At 39.1% G+C, this 16,286-nt stretch carries 17 protein-coding genes and 2 other annotated features (1 of these 19 running past the window's edge); of the genes, 2 read left to right on the top strand and 15 right to left on the bottom strand.

Annotated elements, in window-relative coordinates:
- Positions 1-308: 308 nt before the first annotated feature.
- From rpmA to ACTWPF_RS08390, 14 genes are all read right to left on the bottom strand, one after another.
- Complete coding sequence (gene rpmA, locus ACTWPF_RS08455) at positions 309-599, bottom strand: 50S ribosomal protein L27 (protein WP_106897049.1); 291 nt, start codon at positions 597-599, stop codon at positions 309-311.
- 14 nt (positions 600-613) lie between these two features.
- Positions 614-940, bottom strand: coding sequence for a ribosomal-processing cysteine protease Prp (locus tag ACTWPF_RS08450; RefSeq protein ID WP_106897050.1), 327 nt, complete (start codon positions 938-940; stop codon positions 614-616).
- A 12-nt stretch (positions 941-952) separates the two neighbouring features.
- A complete protein-coding gene (gene rplU, locus ACTWPF_RS08445) occupies positions 953-1,261 on the bottom strand; it encodes a 50S ribosomal protein L21 (protein ID WP_106897051.1) in 309 nt (102 codons plus the stop codon).
- A gap of 17 nt (positions 1,262-1,278) precedes the next feature.
- Positions 1,279-1,354: a sequence feature (ribosomal protein L21 leader region), on the bottom strand.
- A gap of 79 nt (positions 1,355-1,433) precedes the next feature.
- Positions 1,434-2,279 (bottom strand): site-2 protease family protein, encoded by an 846-nt coding sequence (locus ACTWPF_RS08440; RefSeq protein ID WP_443148952.1) that lies wholly within the window; start codon positions 2,277-2,279, stop codon positions 1,434-1,436.
- Positions 2,280-2,283: 4 nt separating this feature from the next.
- Complete coding sequence (locus ACTWPF_RS08435) at positions 2,284-3,057, bottom strand: peptidoglycan DD-metalloendopeptidase family protein (RefSeq protein WP_443148951.1); 774 nt, start codon at positions 3,055-3,057, stop codon at positions 2,284-2,286.
- A 115-nt stretch (positions 3,058-3,172) separates the two neighbouring features.
- Positions 3,173-3,970 (bottom strand): septum site-determining protein MinD, encoded by a 798-nt coding sequence (gene minD / locus ACTWPF_RS08430; protein ID WP_036572282.1) that lies wholly within the window; start codon positions 3,968-3,970, stop codon positions 3,173-3,175.
- Positions 3,963-4,646, bottom strand: a complete 684-nt coding sequence (gene minC, locus ACTWPF_RS08425; RefSeq protein ID WP_106897053.1) for a septum site-determining protein MinC — start codon at positions 4,644-4,646, stop codon at positions 3,963-3,965. The genes minD and minC overlap by 8 nt, the downstream gene beginning before the upstream one ends.
- 116 nt (positions 4,647-4,762) lie before the next feature.
- Positions 4,763-5,302, bottom strand: coding sequence for a rod shape-determining protein MreD (mreD, locus tag ACTWPF_RS08420; protein WP_106897054.1), 540 nt, complete (start codon positions 5,300-5,302; stop codon positions 4,763-4,765).
- Positions 5,299-6,189, bottom strand: coding sequence for a rod shape-determining protein MreC (mreC, locus tag ACTWPF_RS08415; protein WP_106897055.1), 891 nt, complete (start codon positions 6,187-6,189; stop codon positions 5,299-5,301). Before mreC ends, mreD begins: the two co-directional genes overlap by 4 nt.
- A 12-nt stretch (positions 6,190-6,201) precedes the next feature.
- Positions 6,202-7,242, bottom strand: coding sequence for a rod shape-determining protein (locus tag ACTWPF_RS08410; protein ID WP_036572273.1), 1,041 nt, complete (start codon positions 7,240-7,242; stop codon positions 6,202-6,204).
- 497 nt (positions 7,243-7,739) lie between these two features.
- Positions 7,740-8,003: a hypothetical protein gene (locus tag ACTWPF_RS08405; RefSeq protein ID WP_443148950.1), complete on the bottom strand. Its 264-nt coding sequence runs from the start codon at positions 8,001-8,003 to the stop codon at positions 7,740-7,742.
- A 156-nt stretch (positions 8,004-8,159) separates the two neighbouring features.
- On the bottom strand, positions 8,160-8,849 hold the full coding sequence (radC, locus tag ACTWPF_RS08400) for a RadC family protein (protein WP_058949373.1): 690 nt from the start codon (positions 8,847-8,849) through the stop codon (positions 8,160-8,162).
- Between the two features lie 176 nt (positions 8,850-9,025).
- Positions 9,026-9,931 (bottom strand): hypothetical protein, encoded by a 906-nt coding sequence (locus ACTWPF_RS08395; RefSeq protein WP_443148949.1) that lies wholly within the window; start codon positions 9,929-9,931, stop codon positions 9,026-9,028.
- A gap of 147 nt (positions 9,932-10,078) precedes the next feature.
- Entirely contained in the window at positions 10,079-11,359 is a 1,281-nt protein-coding gene (locus ACTWPF_RS08390) for a bifunctional folylpolyglutamate synthase/dihydrofolate synthase (protein ID WP_443148948.1), read from the bottom strand.
- 86 nt (positions 11,360-11,445) lie between these two features.
- Between ACTWPF_RS08390 and ACTWPF_RS08385 the strand changes: the two genes are divergently transcribed.
- Both ACTWPF_RS08385 and ACTWPF_RS08380 read left to right on the top strand, forming a co-directional pair.
- Complete coding sequence (locus ACTWPF_RS08385) at positions 11,446-12,363, top strand: ATP-grasp domain-containing protein (protein WP_443148947.1); 918 nt, start codon at positions 11,446-11,448, stop codon at positions 12,361-12,363.
- Positions 12,356-13,231, top strand: coding sequence for an ATP-grasp domain-containing protein (locus ACTWPF_RS08380; RefSeq protein ID WP_443148946.1), 876 nt, complete (start codon positions 12,356-12,358; stop codon positions 13,229-13,231). The genes ACTWPF_RS08385 and ACTWPF_RS08380 overlap by 8 nt, the downstream gene beginning before the upstream one ends.
- A gap of 184 nt (positions 13,232-13,415) precedes the next feature.
- Here ACTWPF_RS08380 and ACTWPF_RS08375 read toward each other — a convergent pair whose 3' ends face one another.
- Positions 13,416-16,061 (bottom strand): valine--tRNA ligase, encoded by a 2,646-nt coding sequence (locus ACTWPF_RS08375; RefSeq protein WP_443148945.1) that lies wholly within the window; start codon positions 16,059-16,061, stop codon positions 13,416-13,418.
- A 164-nt stretch (positions 16,062-16,225) separates the two neighbouring features.
- Positions 16,226-16,286: a binding site (T-box leader), on the bottom strand; it runs 178 nt beyond the window's last position.

Genomic DNA, 16,286 nt, shown 5'->3' with positions numbered 1-16,286 from the left:
TAATAAGAAGACGGCTAAGTCTCTGGTTGCAACCAGTCGACAAGTCTTCCTAGCCAAAAGTCGATTTTCAAAGTCAACTAGCTTGGCGCTCAGAGCTAGACATCTGTGCAGATTACTTTTAGAAAGGCTGGGGCACTTTAATTGAATGGACAGGCTTAGGACCTACCATTTTAAACTAGCATAACATAAGATACTCTTCTGTACCGAATATAGCTTTATTCTTTACATCGGACAAGGGTATATTGTTTCATATACTAAAAAAACTCCAACCTTAAGAAAGTTGGAGTTTTTTAAGTACATGCAAAATGTTATGCTTCCTGTGCCACTGGATAAACACTAACTTTTTTGCGGTCACGACCAACGCGTTCAAACTTAACAACGCCGTCAGCTTTTGCAAAAAGTGTGTCATCTCCACCACGACCAACGTTTTCACCTGGATAGATCTTTGTACCGCGTTGACGGTAAAGAATAGAACCACCAGTTACGAATTGGCCATCAGCACGTTTAGCACCAAGACGTTTGGATTCTGAATCACGACCGTTCTTAGTACTACCAGCACCTTTTTTCTGTGAGAAAAACTGCAAATCAAGACGTAGCATACCACTGCACCTCCTTATAAAGTACGAATCTTAATGAATTCTCCATATTCACTCTCAATAGATTGCAATGATACCAGCATGCCTTCAAACAGGAGTTGTACCTGTTCTATGTTATCCACTGCTTTGGTGGGAATCTGGACATAAAGATATCCGCCATCCTCGCCTTGCTCAATTTGTAAATCAGCATCACACAGTGTCATAACAGCATTAACTGTACCAATCGAAACTGCTGAGACTCCTGCACAAACAAGATCATAGCCATAAGGTCCACTATCTGCATGTCCAGAAAGTTTAAATGCGGTTATTCGATTGTCATTACGATAAATTGTAACCTGAATCATAGAGAAATACCTTTATGCATTGATTTTATCAATAACTAATTTTGTATAAGGCTGACGATGACCTTGTTTACGATGATAGTTCTTTTTAGGCTTGAACTTGAAAACTGTAATCTTTTTCTGACGACCATGCTTTTCAACTTTAGCAGTGACAGTTGCACCTTCAACATATGGTGCGCCTACTTTCACATCGTCTCCACCTACGAATAGAACTTTTTCGAATGTTACAGCGTCATTTGCATCTGCTGCAACTTTTTCTACGTAAATTTCTTGGCCTTCCACAACTTTAACTTGCTTACCACCTGTTTCGATAATTGCGTACATAATAACTTGCACCTCCTTAATTAACTCAGACTCGCCATTCAGGTACTCTATCAAGAGTTTATCCAAACCTGTTCTGTGCGGTTGTAGCACTGGTGCTACGATGAATAACGTATTGATGTTACCATGTATTAACTAGGTTTGTCAAGGCATCGCACGATAAATTCTCTATGTTTCAAGCACCTTTCTCTATAATTCCCCCAACATTTTGATGGTATTTTTTATGCTTGAAATAGGCTTGCAAACATTCCTGCTCCTCTATTACAGTATGCCCACCATGTTTATCTGTCACATAGATGGTATGCTTTTTTTCTTGGCTAAAGCCAGAAAACACTCTCATCAAAGAGCTATCTGATGATACATACAGTGGCTTATGTTTCATTATCTTAGTCTTTTTTTCATACCGTTTTAGTAAAAATCGCATAAACACGTAATGACGTTGTTTCCATTCTGACTGGTTTTCCATAAATAAGAAGAGCGCGATAAGAAATGTGCTTAGCGTAAAAGAAGGAAGTATTAGTTGTACAAGAAGAAAAACCACCGCTAACACCATAGAAAAGAGTATAACGATATGATAGGCACGTTTGTATGGAAGTACTAGGGCAAGCAACAAAAACAATAGCTTTCCACCATCAAGTGGCCATAAAGGGAGTAAGTTGAATAATAGGATAGCTGTATTATAGTATAACATCAAATCGATTAATGAAGTTGGCAACAAACCGCTATATGATAGAGCAAATATGCCTGCATAGATCCATACATGCTGTAGTGGGCCGGCAATTGTGACGAGAGCTTCTTCCGCAATTGGCCTGGTCCCATGCTCGTCTGTTTTCATTACCCCACCAAACACCCAAAGCATAATGGTGCCAATTCTCCAATCAAACCATTTCGCCATCGTAAAATGCCCAAGTTCATGAATTAACACAATAAGTAGTATTACTGCCATTTCCACGAAAGTACCCGTCAAAAAGGATATGAAGAAAAAAGCAAGTAAGATGGGATGGAAATGGATTTTTGGCAAGTAATTACTCACTATCGTCAACTTTAATTACCTGCACGGGATCAATATAGTCCTTATCTTTTTCAATGGCAAAATATACGGTGGTACTATCAGACTGAGGCGTAAAATGCCCAATTGGCTGATTACTCTTTACAAATTGATAAAGATGAACATTCAAGTCACTAAGCTCTCCATACGTTGATACACTTCCATCAGCATGCTGAATCTTAATTGTTTTATTAGTGGAACTATCATTCCCAGCAAACACTACAACGCCATCACGCAAAGCTGAAACAGCAGCAGAAGTGTCTTCAGGTGCTATCTTAATTCCCGTCCCATTAGCTTGAAAAGACTCTGTTACACTGCCGGATACAGGTAAAGCTAGTACTTCCTCTGTAACGCTTTCAGCTTTTTCACCATTAGGGGGCACGGCCAACGGTGTTCCAAATGATTCCTGATACCAATGGTTAACTTTAGCAAACGGAAACTCCTCTGTGAGCACACCGCTCGTCCACTCCTTTGGAGATTGCAATACCGGAGCATTAATCTCCCATACTAAGGCCACGCCAAAAAACAGCATGGTAGATAAAATTCCTTTTAGCAGGAAACCACCCATTACATTGTTCTTCTTGCCACCTGTAGCTCCCTGACCATCGTATATGGGCATATAACCATGCTTTTCTTCATCTTGTGGAAATACAGGTATTACCTGTCTTTTTCCAGCTTCTTTCCCTGTTATACCGCGAGCTTTCTTTCTTTGATTAATAGATTGCCTAACCTTTTTAACTCCATTATCCATTATCCTCACAATCCTTCTCATACTTTTGTACAAGTTTATGAGGGACTTTTGTGAGATATGTTAAAAACCTGAGAACACGAGTTTTTACTCGTATTCTCAGGTTACTAGTTTACTATTATGCACGTATACCTAAAAACTTTTTCACTTTCTGAAAAACACCTTTTTCATCTTCAAGAGATTGAAGGGGAACCGTTTCACCAAGAATTCTTCTCGCAATATTACGATAGGCAATAGAAGCTTTCGAATTTGGCTGGAGAGCTACGGGCTCCCCACTATTAGATGCCTTTATAACATCATCATCATCCACCACAATCCCGATTAAATCGATGGATAAAATTTGCACAATATCATCAATCTCAATCATATCGCCATTTTTCATCATATGGTTACGAATACGGTTAATAACGAGGAGTGGTGGGTCAATACTTTCCTGTTCTAAAAGCCCTACAATGCGATCAGCATCTCTTACACTTGATTTTTCAGGAGTAGTAACAACAATTGCTTTATCAGCTCCCGCTATAGCATTTTTAAATCCTTGCTCAATGCCTGCAGGACAGTCAATAATTACATAGTCATACTCCTGCTTCAATTCTCCAACAATCTTTCTCATACCTTCTTCTGTAACAGCCGACTTATCGCTTGTTTGAGCTGCTGGCAAGAGGGATAAGTAATCAAAACGCTTGTCTTTAATCAAGGCTTGTTTAAGTTTGCAACGCTCTTCTATTACATCAACAATATCGTAAATAATTCGATTCTCAAGCCCCATCACAACATCCAAGTTTCGCAAACCAATATCAGTATCTATCAAGCATACCTTTTTATCCATAAGTGCTAAACCCGTACCTATATTGGCTGTCGTAGTGGTTTTCCCTACTCCACCCTTTCCAGATGTAATAACAATTGCTTCACCCATTTTGCATTCTCCTTCCGAATCCGCTTATTTCGCTTTTATGTGAAAGAACTTGTAGTCGGTCTATTACGATTTTATCTTGTTCTTCATCAATAAGACCACATTCCATATACACACCATCAGATTCATAATCTGGAGCACGACTGATATAGTCTGCAATTCTAAGCTGACTTGGCTTCATATAGGAGGCTGTGATAAAAGCCTGCTTGTCACCATTAATGCCTGCATGAGCAATTCCATTCAGTCTTCCCATTATGTAGATATTACCTGTCGAAACAACTTTTCCTCCAGGGTTTACATCTCCTATCAAAAGTAGGTCGCCTGTAACTTCCAGCACCTGTCCTGAACGTATAATACGATTAACTGTTTTAACCTCACTCGCTTCTTGCCATTGCAAAGCTTCGTCTCTTCGGACCACATCGGAGACAATCGAGTCAATCGTAAACCTTTCATCCTCGGCAATAATTTTTCTCAATATTTCTTTCTGTTCTTCCTGTACATATCTATTACCTAGCTTCACTTTAACGGATACAACCGGTTCATCATGCTTCGGGCGGCTTGCTTGTATTTTTTCACGCAATTCATTTAAAGCATGCTCAAAAGTACAGGAATCATCAACAAATAAAGTGAGTCCTTCCTTTGTACCCTTTATGGTTATAAACTGTTTTTTATCAAGCACGATTACTCACCTCATTACTGTTACCTTAGCAATAATTCAACTTACTATCGGCTTTTCAAGAACCCGATCGTTACAAACACTTCTTCAATGGTACAAACATAGTAGCACAATACTTTTTATAATGTATTACTTCTAGATAATTGTTCCTGTCCCCAAGTAGTAAGACGCTTTACCACAATAGGATAAAGAACGACCAAGAAAACAAGGTTGGAAATAAGTGTTGGAAGTAAACGTGTCATAAAGTAGTCCTTCCACATCATATCGTTTACTCCTGCTACCAAATAAATAACATGGATAGAAATATCGGAAAGTATGACCGCTACAGCCCCCAATAAAATGCTGACATGAATATTTCCGTGCAACATTTTATTCAAAAGATGAGTAATATATATAGCAAATGCATAGGAAAACATATATACACCTAATATTCCCGTATATACCACATCAATTAACAGACCAAAAGTAAGTGCATAAATGATAGAAAAGTAGGTCGTCTCCTTATCATAAAAAATCGTGATAAAGACTAGAAATATAAGAACCCAGTGCGGCACAATCAGCAGATCTCCTGTTAAAAGACTTCCTGGTAAAAGATCTAGTGCCACACCTTCCATTACAAGAAATAGAAACAGGATTAGTGGGAGGTATAGCCGTTTCATTCAGCCTCCTCCTCACTGTCTGCTGTGTCCTCTTCTTCATCCATGGCTCTGTCCACCACGATTACTTGGTTTATATCATACATATCGGCAGCTGGCTCTACTAAAGCAGTGCGTGTTAATCCATATTGATCTGGTACCACTTCTTTCACTTCACCGATTGGTAAACCAGAAGGAAAAACACCACCTAGTCCGGAGGAGAATACTAACTCTCCTTCCTTAAGGTCTTTATCTGATTCCTCTATTATTCGGAATAAAAGGGAGCCAGATTCTTCATCATATTCTTCTATCATACCTCTTATATCTTTATCGCTGTCTTCACGAGAAACAGAGGCAGAGATCCGGTTAAATTGATCAAATCCTGTTAATAACTGTACCTTAGCAGTAGACGAAGATGTAGTAAGGATCTTTCCAATCATGCCGTCGGGTGTGATGACAGCCATGTTCTCAGCTACCCCATCATCTTTACCCTTATTAATCGTAACTTGTTCAACCCAACGTTCCGGAGATCGAGACATGACAGAAGCTTGGATTGGCGTAAAATTACGCAATTGATCTGATTCCTTTAGATCCGCAATTTCTCTCAGTTCTTCATTCTCCGCTTTTAATCCTTGGACTTCATAAATTAATCCTTTATACTCTGCCAATTTCTCTTTCAATACCTGGTTTTCTGTGTACGTGTCACGAAAATCATCAATATTTGTAAAGATGTCGGTTATAAAATTAACTGGTGTGTGTACTACTTTTTGTGCAAATCCTACTGTATCAAGTACAAACTGTTCGGCAATCGTTAAATTCGCCCTATCCCTTAATGAGAAACCAATCAAAGCAACAAGGACGATAAAGCCAATCAAAAAAATAAATAGTTTTCTTCTACGTAAAAATGACATCTTAACACCTGCTTAATCTATTGTAGGTCGTGATGATACATTCGGATGGGAACGGAAATGTTGAATGTAATCTAAAGATTTACCTGTACCGATTGCTACACTTTCTAGCGGGTCCTCTGTAACAAAAACAGGCATTTTTGTTTCATCACTGATAACCTGGTCAATGTTTCGAAGAAGTGATCCTCCACCTGAAAGAACAATTCCACGGTCCATAATATCTGCCGCAAGTTCGGGTGGCGTCTTCTCGAGTGTCGTCTTTACAGATTCTACAATAGCTGTCACCGTATCTTCAAGCGACGTGGCAATTTCTTTTGCTGTGATCGTAATGGTTTTCGGCAATCCTGTTAACAGATCACGGCCCCGTATGTCCATCTCATCGTCTCCAGTAACTTCTCCCGCTGTTCCAATATCCATTTTAATAGACTCAGCAGAACGTTCACCAATGAGTAGATTATAATTCTTTTTAATATAGGAAATAATCGCCTCGTCCATATCATCTCCAGCTACACGAATGGATTGGCTCGTTACAACGCCACCCAATGAAATCACTGCTACTTCTGTAGTTCCGCCACCAATATCTACAATCATACTTCCAGTCGGTTCCCATACCGGAAGGCCAGCACCAATAGCTGCAGCAAATGGCTCTGAAATTGGAAATGCCTCTTTCGCACCTGCTTGCTTAGTGGCATCAATGACAGCTCTTTCCTCCACCATGGTTATCCCTGAAGGAACACAAACCATCACGTTTGGTTTTTTTGCAAAATAAGATCGATTTTTCATTGCTTTTTTTATATAGTATTTCATCATAACTGCTGTTGTATCATAATCAGCTATTACTCCATCCTTCATTGGACGGATAACTGTAATGTTACCAGGTGTTCTGCCAATCATATTACGGGCAGAGTTTCCAACTGCTTCCACATCACCTGTTTGAATGTTTTTCGCTACAACAGAAGGTTCACGTACTACCACGCCTTTTCCTTTTACAAAAACCAGAGTATTGGCGGTACCCAAGTCTATTCCCAAATCTTGAGATAAATTAAAAATTCCCAATCAAATCTCCCTCTCCAAAATCACACTATATCGATTATTTATATGTTTTGTGCTGTCAGGTTCTTTACCTTCATTACATGCACGCACTTAAGACTGCCTGAGTAACAATCTTAATAGCGCCACTTTCAAAATAAAATCGAAAAATGGCGCTGTCTATATGTTCGTCAATATAATTATACGAGAAAATCCATAAAATAGATAGTATTATCCATAACCTCTATTAGGATTTTTAACATGTTTCGATTGCAAACGATATTATACAAACATATCTTAATTAAAGTAAGACAAGTTAATTCGGTTGTATGTCGTTATTTCGTGGAAGTGTGGAGTTACATTTCGCTATGTATGGGCATGCGCTATGCTTATAATTATTTTTCTTTTATTCCTTTTCTATTGGTTTCTTGATATTATTTGTAATCGGTCTGAGTTCAAAAAGTAATTGAACCCAGACCTTTTTTTGCAACCCTGTAATGTGCCAAATAAATATGATCGTTAATTTATTTCGATTCTAACATGTTTTGAATTGTCTCTAACTGCCTTTCCAAATTTTCGAGCCTTTTTTCTAACTGTTCATCTTTTTTATTCTGTAGGACTTCTTCTTCGATTGCTTCTTCAATAGCTAATGATGCCGCATAGGTCCCTAATGCATCTCCCAATGTACTGAGTAATCCTGCGACCCAGGCGACTTTTAGACTTCCAGCAAACGTTGCATCTTGTTCTGGTGTAGAGCTTTTGGCATTATTTTTGTAATTCTCATTCATGCGTCCCAACCCCTGTACATTCACATCTTATAAATAAAATATTCGAGTTGGGCATTTTCCGTTAATAATATTTACCATCTAATAATCTATTCTCATTAAAGTTCAATTCCCAATCGAAACATATTAGGTTAGAGTTGCCACGTTTTGTCTTACTATTTACACATATCCTTTTTCTTTCAAAGAGACAAATTTTCGATCTCCGATAATAAGATGATCTAATAGCTCAATACCGATCATTTTTCCTGAGTCAACTAATCTTCTCGTTACATGGATATCTTCTTTAGAGGGGGTGGGGTCCCCTGAAGGGTGGTTGTGGATGACGATAATAGAAGCTGCTGAACGTTTGACTGCCTCTCTGAATACTTCTCTAGGGTGAACGATGGAAGCATTGAGACTGCCGATAAAAATGGTTTGCCTATGAATGACTTGATTCTTCGTGTCTAGGAAGAGAACAACAAAATGCTCTTGTCGTAAACTGCGCATTTCTTCCATGACATAATTCGCTCCATCTTCTGGGGACCGAATGACATAACGAACATCCGGTTTGTATTGATTCATACGCTTTCCCAGTTCAATTGCGGATAAGAGTTGAACACCTTTTGCAGAACCAATCCCTTTAATAGCGGTCAATTCTTCGATTGTTGCATCGTGCAACAGTTTGAGCCCTTCAAAATGCATAAGTACACGATTTGAAAGGGCCATTACAGATTCAGCTTTCGTCCCCGTACCAAGCAAGATAGCCAGTAATTCCTGATTTGATAGGTGATCTGCACCATACTCCAGCATCCTTTCGCGAGGGCGATCATTTTTGGGAACATTTTTAATCATAATGGAGGAAACTGTCATCGTCTATCATCCTTTCTTTGATATCCTCCATTATATATTTACTAGCGAGCAGAACAACTCTATAAAATAATATTTCCGTCATTAGCTTTTTTGGTAAATATGCTTTTTCTACTAGATAAAATCCTTTATTTAAATAGGTTAGTCATTAGATAATCTAATTGTTTATAGTTACTGTATTATTGCTTATCCGCTGAATTCGTATAGAGATTCCACAACAAAAGAAGCTGATGCTGTGCCTTCTGTAAAGTTAAATCTTCTGCCAATTCTGCGCTGTTTCTCACTTCTTCAGCAAGTGCACTGAATTGACCAGCTTGTTTGGGTATTAGTTGAGCCAACTTGTCCCATGTTTCTTTTTCAAAAGGACGTTCATTAGAAAGTCCCTTTTTGGTTTCAATCCAATTTTTTTGCAACTGTTCTAACCAAGCTTTGTTATCTTCTGATACATGCAACGTACCTGCTCCAGTACTCCATTCCTTCACATAAAATTCTAACCCGTCCTTGGTCATCTCGTCCCGAAGCTGTGTTGCTCCCTCTTTATCTTGTGCCATTCCTGCCAGGAGATAGAATTGATTGTCTTTCTCCCACAAAATGGTCGATACGCCGGCTTCTTTATATGTTTCAGCCCATTCTGAAGCATTCTCTCTCCCTGAAAAAACACCTGCTTGTAAAACAAAAGCGTTCACTGGTTCAAGTGCTACTTCGGCATTACTACTTTCCTCATTAGCTGTTTCTATTTCTGCCGGAACAGCAGCGCTACCATTTGTTGGTACCTCTGGATCAATCGTGCCAAACATTCGAAGCATGATAATTCCCAATAATGTCCCTACCCCCAATGCAGAGGCAATGGTAAGCAAAACAGGCTTAAGAGCACCCCAACGTTTAGGCTTATTCGATTTTGAATTATATTTATTCGGCATCTTTCTTTGAAAAAGTGGTACGTCCTCATTATCCTGCAGTCGTTCCACCGATGCTGCTGCTTCTTCCTTGGACCGGGGGTCAGACAATTTACTTGAAGAGGTATTTACTTTCACCTTAATCTGCTTCCCGTTTTCCCACAACACGACCATTTTGTCCTTGTCCACATTTTCCCCTCCGATACTGGAATGGTAGTTACACACACTCTAGCATACGTCGTTTGAAAAGTAAGAAGAATCTTGTCACACTATCAAAAAACCTTTAGACATAAATCGCCGTTTCAAAACATAACTAATCAATTTAAACGACAGACTTTACCTTTTAGATATATCGAAAAAGCCTTCAACCTGCATAATAAAGTGAAGAGAGCCTGTAATGAAATACACAGCGTTTGCATCATTCATTGCGTTAACCGCTTCACGCCATGGAACAAAGTACAGAGAAGGATCGTTAACAAGAAATGATTGAAGATCACCTTTACTAGCTGCACGAGGATGATCGAACGTTGTTAAGGTTATCGTAGCAAAATAAGGCCGCAGTTTGTCTAGCATTGCCTCCACGTCTTTGTCTTTAAAAACACCAAACAAAAGATGCCTTTCCTTGCTCGGATAATAGGTCTGTACAGAAGAAAGAAAAGATTCAATTCCGTCTGGGTTATGTGCACCATCCAAGATCACCTGCGGATCACGACAAACTTGCTCAAATCTTCCAGGCACTCTTGTATGCTTCATAGCTGTTAGGGCAACAGGTAGATCCATCATATAACCTTTTTGCTTAAGTAGTTTTATTGCCTTTACTGCTAAAGCAGCATTTTCCGCCTGATGAACGCCTTTCATTTGCAGTTGCAATGTTTGAGTCATAGGAGAGCCATCCTGCCACGTCACATGCTGTAAATCGTTTTTAATTACTGGTGTACGAATGGTAAAGTGGTCGCCGAGTTGATAAAGATCTGCTTCACACCTGTTTGCTTCCTCTACAATGACGCGATTTGCATTCAGCTTCAGATCACCTGTAATAACAGGTATTCCATTTTTTATAATGCCTGCCTTATGGAAAGCAATTTGCTCTATACGTTCGCCCAAAAAGCCAGTATGATCCATAGCCACATTTGTTATAATGGATAGGATCGGTACAAAACAATTTGTGGTATCCTCTCTACCACCCATACCAGCCTCTATAACAGCAATATCGGTATGCTGGGAAAAATAGAGACATGCGATTGCTGTCATAATCTCAAACTCTGTCGGATGCATATCCTGCTCATCGAGTACGTTAATAACTGGGTAAAGCCTATTTAGCTCTATGATGAACTCACTTTGGGTGATTGGTCTGTCTTGGTTCCAAATATGCCCAGTTAACGTTTGACTAGGTGAAGAAAATAGCCCTGTTTTGTAGTTATTGGCTATAAGTGCGTCTTTTAAGAAATGAGAGGTTGACCCTTTGCCGTTCGTACCAGCAATATGAATAGCTTTCATCCGTTTTTGCGGTTCGTCGGAAAGTCTCAATAGTGCTTGTATTCGCTCAAGGCCTGGTTTGATTCCGAAGGTTTTTCTTTGTTCAAAGAAATCAACCACCTGGTCAAATGTTGCAAACATATATATCCCCTACCTATAGTGTATTATGATAGTTTAAGTTCTAGAAATTCTAAACTAGAATTAGTATAGCAGAAAGGAGCATTCTCATGAATTTACACGGTTGGATTGTTTATAATGGAAGTCTAAAAGGTAATAAGTTTCTCGACTTTGCTGAATGGATACAAGAGGCAGCCTTAAAGCAAGGGAGTTCCACAACTATCTATAAAAATAATGAGTTGCTTGTATCATTACAAACAAATAAAATAAAAATCTTATCTGATAATTTGCCATCATTACCGGATTATGTCGTTTTCGCTGATAAAGACATCTATCTGGCAAAGCAACTGGAATTACTTGGAATTCCAGTGTTCAATCGTTCATCTGCAATTGAGGTAAGTGATGACAAAATCGCTACGTTTCAGCAACTATCCCAATTTGATATTCCCCTGCCAGCTACTATTGTGGCCCCGAAGGTATTTATGAAAGACAATACTCATTTAGAGGACGTACATATCATTGTCAAAGAACTCGGGTTTCCTCTAATAATTAAAGAAGCTTTTGGGTCATTTGGCGAGCAAGTTTATCTAATCCATGACGAAGACGAACTACACAAAAAGATACTTGAACTTCAAGGAAAACCATATCTTTATCAAGCTTTTATTTCCTCCAGCTTTGGAAAAGATCTTAGGCTTCACGTAGTCGGCGATCAAGTGGTGGCTGCCATGAAACGACAATCATTGAATGATTTTCGCGCTAATGTATCTGCCGGCGGCACCACGCAAACTTACACTCCTTCAGTTCAAGAAGAAGAGCTGGCTATAGCCGCGACCAAGGCAATAGGAGCAGATTTTGCTGGAGTGGACCTACTTATTGGCGAGGACGGACACCCCATCGTTTGTGAGATTAATTCTAACGCCCATATACGCAGCATGTTTGATTGCACTGGAATAAATGTAGCCGACTATATGGTGCAGTATATTTTAGAAGTTATTAAGAGCGGAAGAAAAAGGAATAGCCATGATTAATGGGTGGCTTATTTATGATAAAGAAAAAGCAGAGGAAAATCACTCTTATATAGACTGGTTTATATCAGAGGCTTCCCAGCAAGATGTCTTGCTTTCCCTAATTTACAGAGAAGATCTCCTCATTGGGATAAGTAATGATCAGCCCATAATAAAATGGAAAGGTGAGTTCGTCTCCTTTCCAGACTTTGCCGTTATAAGAACAATTGATACATTGTTAAGCAAACAACTTGAGTTCATTGGTATTCATGTCTTTAACTCATCTGCAATATCATATATGGCGAACAACAAGGCAATGACTCATCTTGCTATACAACGATTAGGTATTCCAATGTTAGACAGCTTTTTCCTTAGAAAAGAAGATGCTTTGCATGGACAACCTCCTATCGATTTTCCATTTGTTTTAAAAGAACCGCATGGTAGAGGTGGGTCCCAGGTATTCTTGATCGAGGATATCCCCATGTTCGATCAATCAATCCCTTACATAGATTCTGACTATATGGTGATCCAGTCATGTAAGGTACAACTTGGTAAAGACATACGTGTATTCGTAGTTGGGAAAAAAATAATCGGGGCAGTCTTGCGAAAGAGTGACAAAGACTTCCGTGCCAATTACAAACTTGGTGGATCTGCTGAAGCTTATGTATTAAGTGAGAAGGAACAAAGCCAAATTGAAAGAATCATCGCTTCATTTGAATTTGGAATGGTTGGTATCGATTTTTTATTGGATGAAAAAGGAACCCTTCTGTTTAACGAAATAGAAGATATTGTTGGTTCGAGGACACTTAGTGCTGTTAGTGATGTCAATATTTTAAAGATCTATATTCAGCATATTAAAGATGAATTGAACAGGAACCAGGCTGGAACATAAGAATTCTATCAAAAAAAGTCCGAACTATGATTGTTTTCTACTCAATCTAGTTCGGACTTTCATTTGCAAAAGAAGTGACATCCTAATCTTGAAGTGTATATCAGGTGTGATAATAAGAGATCCTATATCGCGTCTAGTTTTTCACTAATAAAATAAGTTATGTCACGACCTCTTTAACTTAACGTTATTTCAATTCCTGCAATCTTGCCTTCACTTTGGCTTGCTTATCTAAATAATCTTTTTCTTTCTGTTTCTCTTCTTCTACTACATGATCTGGCGCTTTGCTGACGAAACCTTGATTCGCTAGCTTTTTCTGAACACGTTCCACTTCTTTCGTCCATTTTACTAATTCATTTTCAAGCCGCTCTATTTCTTTAGCAAAGTCAATCAATCCTTCAAGTGGGAAGAAAAGCTCCGCTCCAGTAACAACCGAACTCATCGCCTTCTCAGGTACTGAAACCTTCTCAGCTATCTCTAACTCACTTGTATTACAAAAACGTTCAAGATAATGACGATTATGTTCCAACTCTGCTGAAATCACGGCTGATTCGGTTTGGATAAGCAGTTTAATTTGTTTAGACATTGGTGTGTCTACTTCAGCTCGAATATTTCGCACTGATTTGATGATTGAAACGAGACGTTTCATTTCATTTACCGCTTGTTCGTCTTCAAATGCAGGATTTTCTTCTGGCCATTTTGCAATGGTGATAGAAGTTCCTTTATGTGGTAACTGTTGCCAAATTTCTTCTGTAATAAATGGCATGAATGGGTGCAACATACGCATCGTCTGATCTAAAACATAGGCAAGTACAGAGCGAGTTGTCTTTTTCCGGTCTTCATCCTCACCATACAATGGTAGCTTTGCCATCTCAATATACCAATCACACAAATCATCCCATATAAAGTTGTATAAATGACGGCCCGCTTCACCGAACTCGTATTTCTCATTATTTTTTGTTACATGCCCAATTGTCTCATTAAGTCTGGCCAGTATCCATTTATCTGCTAGAGATTTTTCCCCTGACAAATCAATGTCTTCATACGTAAAGCCTTCCATGTTCATTAGTGAGAATCTAGAAGCATTCCATACTTTATTGGCAAAATTCCAAGTTGATTCAACTTTTTCCCAATGGAAACGCAGATCCTGCCCTGGGGTAGACCCTGTTAATAAGAAGTACCGTAGAGAGTCTGCTCCATATTTTTCGATGACATCCATTGGATCAACACCGTTTCCGAGGGATTTACTCATTTTCCGGCCTTCTGCATCCCGTATTAATCCATGAATTAATACGTCATTAAAAGGTTTAACGTCGGTGAATTCCTTCGATTGGAAGATCATTCGTGCGACCCAGAAAAAGATAATATCATATCCAGTCACCAATACACCAGTTGGGAAATATCGTTTAAAATCGTCCGAATCTGTATCTGGCCAGCCCATTGTAGAAAATGGCCACAATGCAGAAGAGAACCATGTATCAAGTACATCCTCATCCTGTACCCAGTTTTCACTGTCTTCAGGAGCTTCTTTGCCAACATACAATTCATTTGTTTCTTTATGATACCAAGCAGGAATCCGATGGCCCCACCACAACTGTCGAGAGATACACCAGTCTCGAATATTATCCATCCAATTCAGATAGGTGCGTTCAAATCGATCTGGTACAAAATTGACTTTATCTTCTGTTTGTTGCATTTCCACAGCAGCATCTGCCAGTGGTTGCATGTCTACAAACCATTGGGTAGACAGATAAGGCTCTACAACTGCCCCACTTCTTTCCGAATGTCCCACTTGATGAGTATGGTCTTCTATTTTAAATAGCACGCCCATATCCTCAAGATCCTTCACTATCTGCTTACGGCAATCAAAACGATCTAAACCTTCGTATTTCCCAGCCTTTTCATTCATTGTTCCATCCTCATTCATAACAAGGACTCTTTCCAGGTTGTGTCGATTTCCTATTTCAAAATCATTCGGATCATGTGCGGGAGTTATTTTAACAGCTCCTGAACCAAATTCTCTATCTACATAATCATCGGCAACAATTTCTATCTCCCGACCAGTAATTGGTAGGATAACTTTCTTACCAATTAAATGGCTATAACGCTCGTCTTTCGGATGTACGGCAACTGCTGTATCACCAAGCATCGTTTCAGGCCTAGTGGTGGCAATTTCGATATACTCGTTACTATCCTTAATTGGATAACGTAAGTGATAAAATTTCCCCTGTACTTCTTCGTAAATAACCTCAATATCTGAAAGCGCGGTTTTGGTTTTCGGATCCCAGTTAATAATATATTCACCACGATAAATCCAGCCTTTTTCATACAATTTAACGAACACTTCTTTAACTGCCTCTGACAAACCTTCATCAAGCGTAAAGCGTTCACGAGAATAATCTAATCCTAAGCCTAATTTTTCCCATTGTGAACGGATAAAATCTGCATATTCGGATTTCCATTCCCAGGCAGTTTCGAGAAATTTCTCTCTACCTAACTTATAGCGATTGGTTCCTTGTTCCTTTAGCTTCGCTTCTACTTTGGCCTGAGTAGCGATGCCAGCATGGTCCATACCAGGAAGCCATAGTACATCATATCCCTGCATTCGCTTCATTCTTGAGATCGTATCCTGCATCGTCGTATCCCATGCATGACCAAGGTGGAGTCTTCCTGTTACGTTAGGTGGCGGAATTACAATAGAATAGGCTTCTTTCTTAGAATCCTTTCCCTCTGCTTCAAAATACTTTCCATCTAGCCAAAATTGATATCTGTTTTCTTCTACTTCCTGCGGGTTATACTTTGCAGACAGTGCTTGTTTTACTTGTTCACTCATACTTCATCCTCCTTTTTTCATTTAGAAAAAATAGCAATCGCTAGTGGTTAACGAATGTGTACGTTTTTTCTATACTTGGTACTTCAAATTTTCAGCTACATCGTCCCTTTTCCCTTGCTAAAAATCTCATACTTTTTAACGTAAAAAAAACCCTTTCATCCTATAAAAAGGACGAAAAAGTTCTAATTTCCGTGGTACCACCTTTGTTTACAGGTCACATACAGA

It is taken from the genome of Oceanobacillus sp. M65 (assembly GCF_052246275.1).
In the GTDB taxonomy this organism is placed as follows: Bacteria; Bacillota; Bacilli; order Bacillales; family Amphibacillaceae; genus Oceanobacillus_B; species Oceanobacillus_B jordanicus.
This window is presented reverse-complemented; position numbering and strand designations above follow the sequence as displayed.

Bases quoted from the DNA above. Each gene is read 5' to 3' on its own strand.
- ACTWPF_RS08385 (WP_443148947.1), top strand. From the start codon at position 11,446: ATGAATTTACACGGTTGGATTGTTTATAATGGAAGTCTAAAAGGTAAT.
- radC (WP_058949373.1), bottom strand. From the start codon at position 8,849: ATGACAGTTTCCTCCATTATGATTAAAAATGTTCCCAAAAATGATCGC.
- rplU (WP_106897051.1), bottom strand. From the start codon at position 1,261: ATGTACGCAATTATCGAAACAGGTGGTAAGCAAGTTAAAGTTGTGGAA.
- mreC (WP_106897055.1), bottom strand. From the start codon at position 6,189: ATGTCATTTTTACGTAGAAGAAAACTATTTATTTTTTTGATTGGCTTT.
- ACTWPF_RS08375 (WP_443148945.1), bottom strand. From the start codon at position 16,061: ATGAGTGAACAAGTAAAACAAGCACTGTCTGCAAAGTATAACCCGCAG.
- ACTWPF_RS08405 (WP_443148950.1), bottom strand. From the start codon at position 8,003: ATGAATGAGAATTACAAAAATAATGCCAAAAGCTCTACACCAGAACAA.
- minD (WP_036572282.1), bottom strand. From the start codon at position 3,970: ATGGGTGAAGCAATTGTTATTACATCTGGAAAGGGTGGAGTAGGGAAA.
- rpmA (WP_106897049.1), bottom strand. From the start codon at position 599: ATGCTACGTCTTGATTTGCAGTTTTTCTCACAGAAAAAAGGTGCTGGT.
- ACTWPF_RS08390 (WP_443148948.1), bottom strand. From the start codon at position 11,359: ATGTTTGCAACATTTGACCAGGTGGTTGATTTCTTTGAACAAAGAAAA.
- ACTWPF_RS08380 (WP_443148946.1), top strand. From the start codon at position 12,356: ATGATTAATGGGTGGCTTATTTATGATAAAGAAAAAGCAGAGGAAAAT.
- ACTWPF_RS08435 (WP_443148951.1), bottom strand. From the start codon at position 3,057: ATGGATAATGGAGTTAAAAAGGTTAGGCAATCTATTAATCAAAGAAAG.
- mreD (WP_106897054.1), bottom strand. From the start codon at position 5,302: ATGAAACGGCTATACCTCCCACTAATCCTGTTTCTATTTCTTGTAATG.
- ACTWPF_RS08450 (WP_106897050.1), bottom strand. From the start codon at position 940: ATGATTCAGGTTACAATTTATCGTAATGACAATCGAATAACCGCATTT.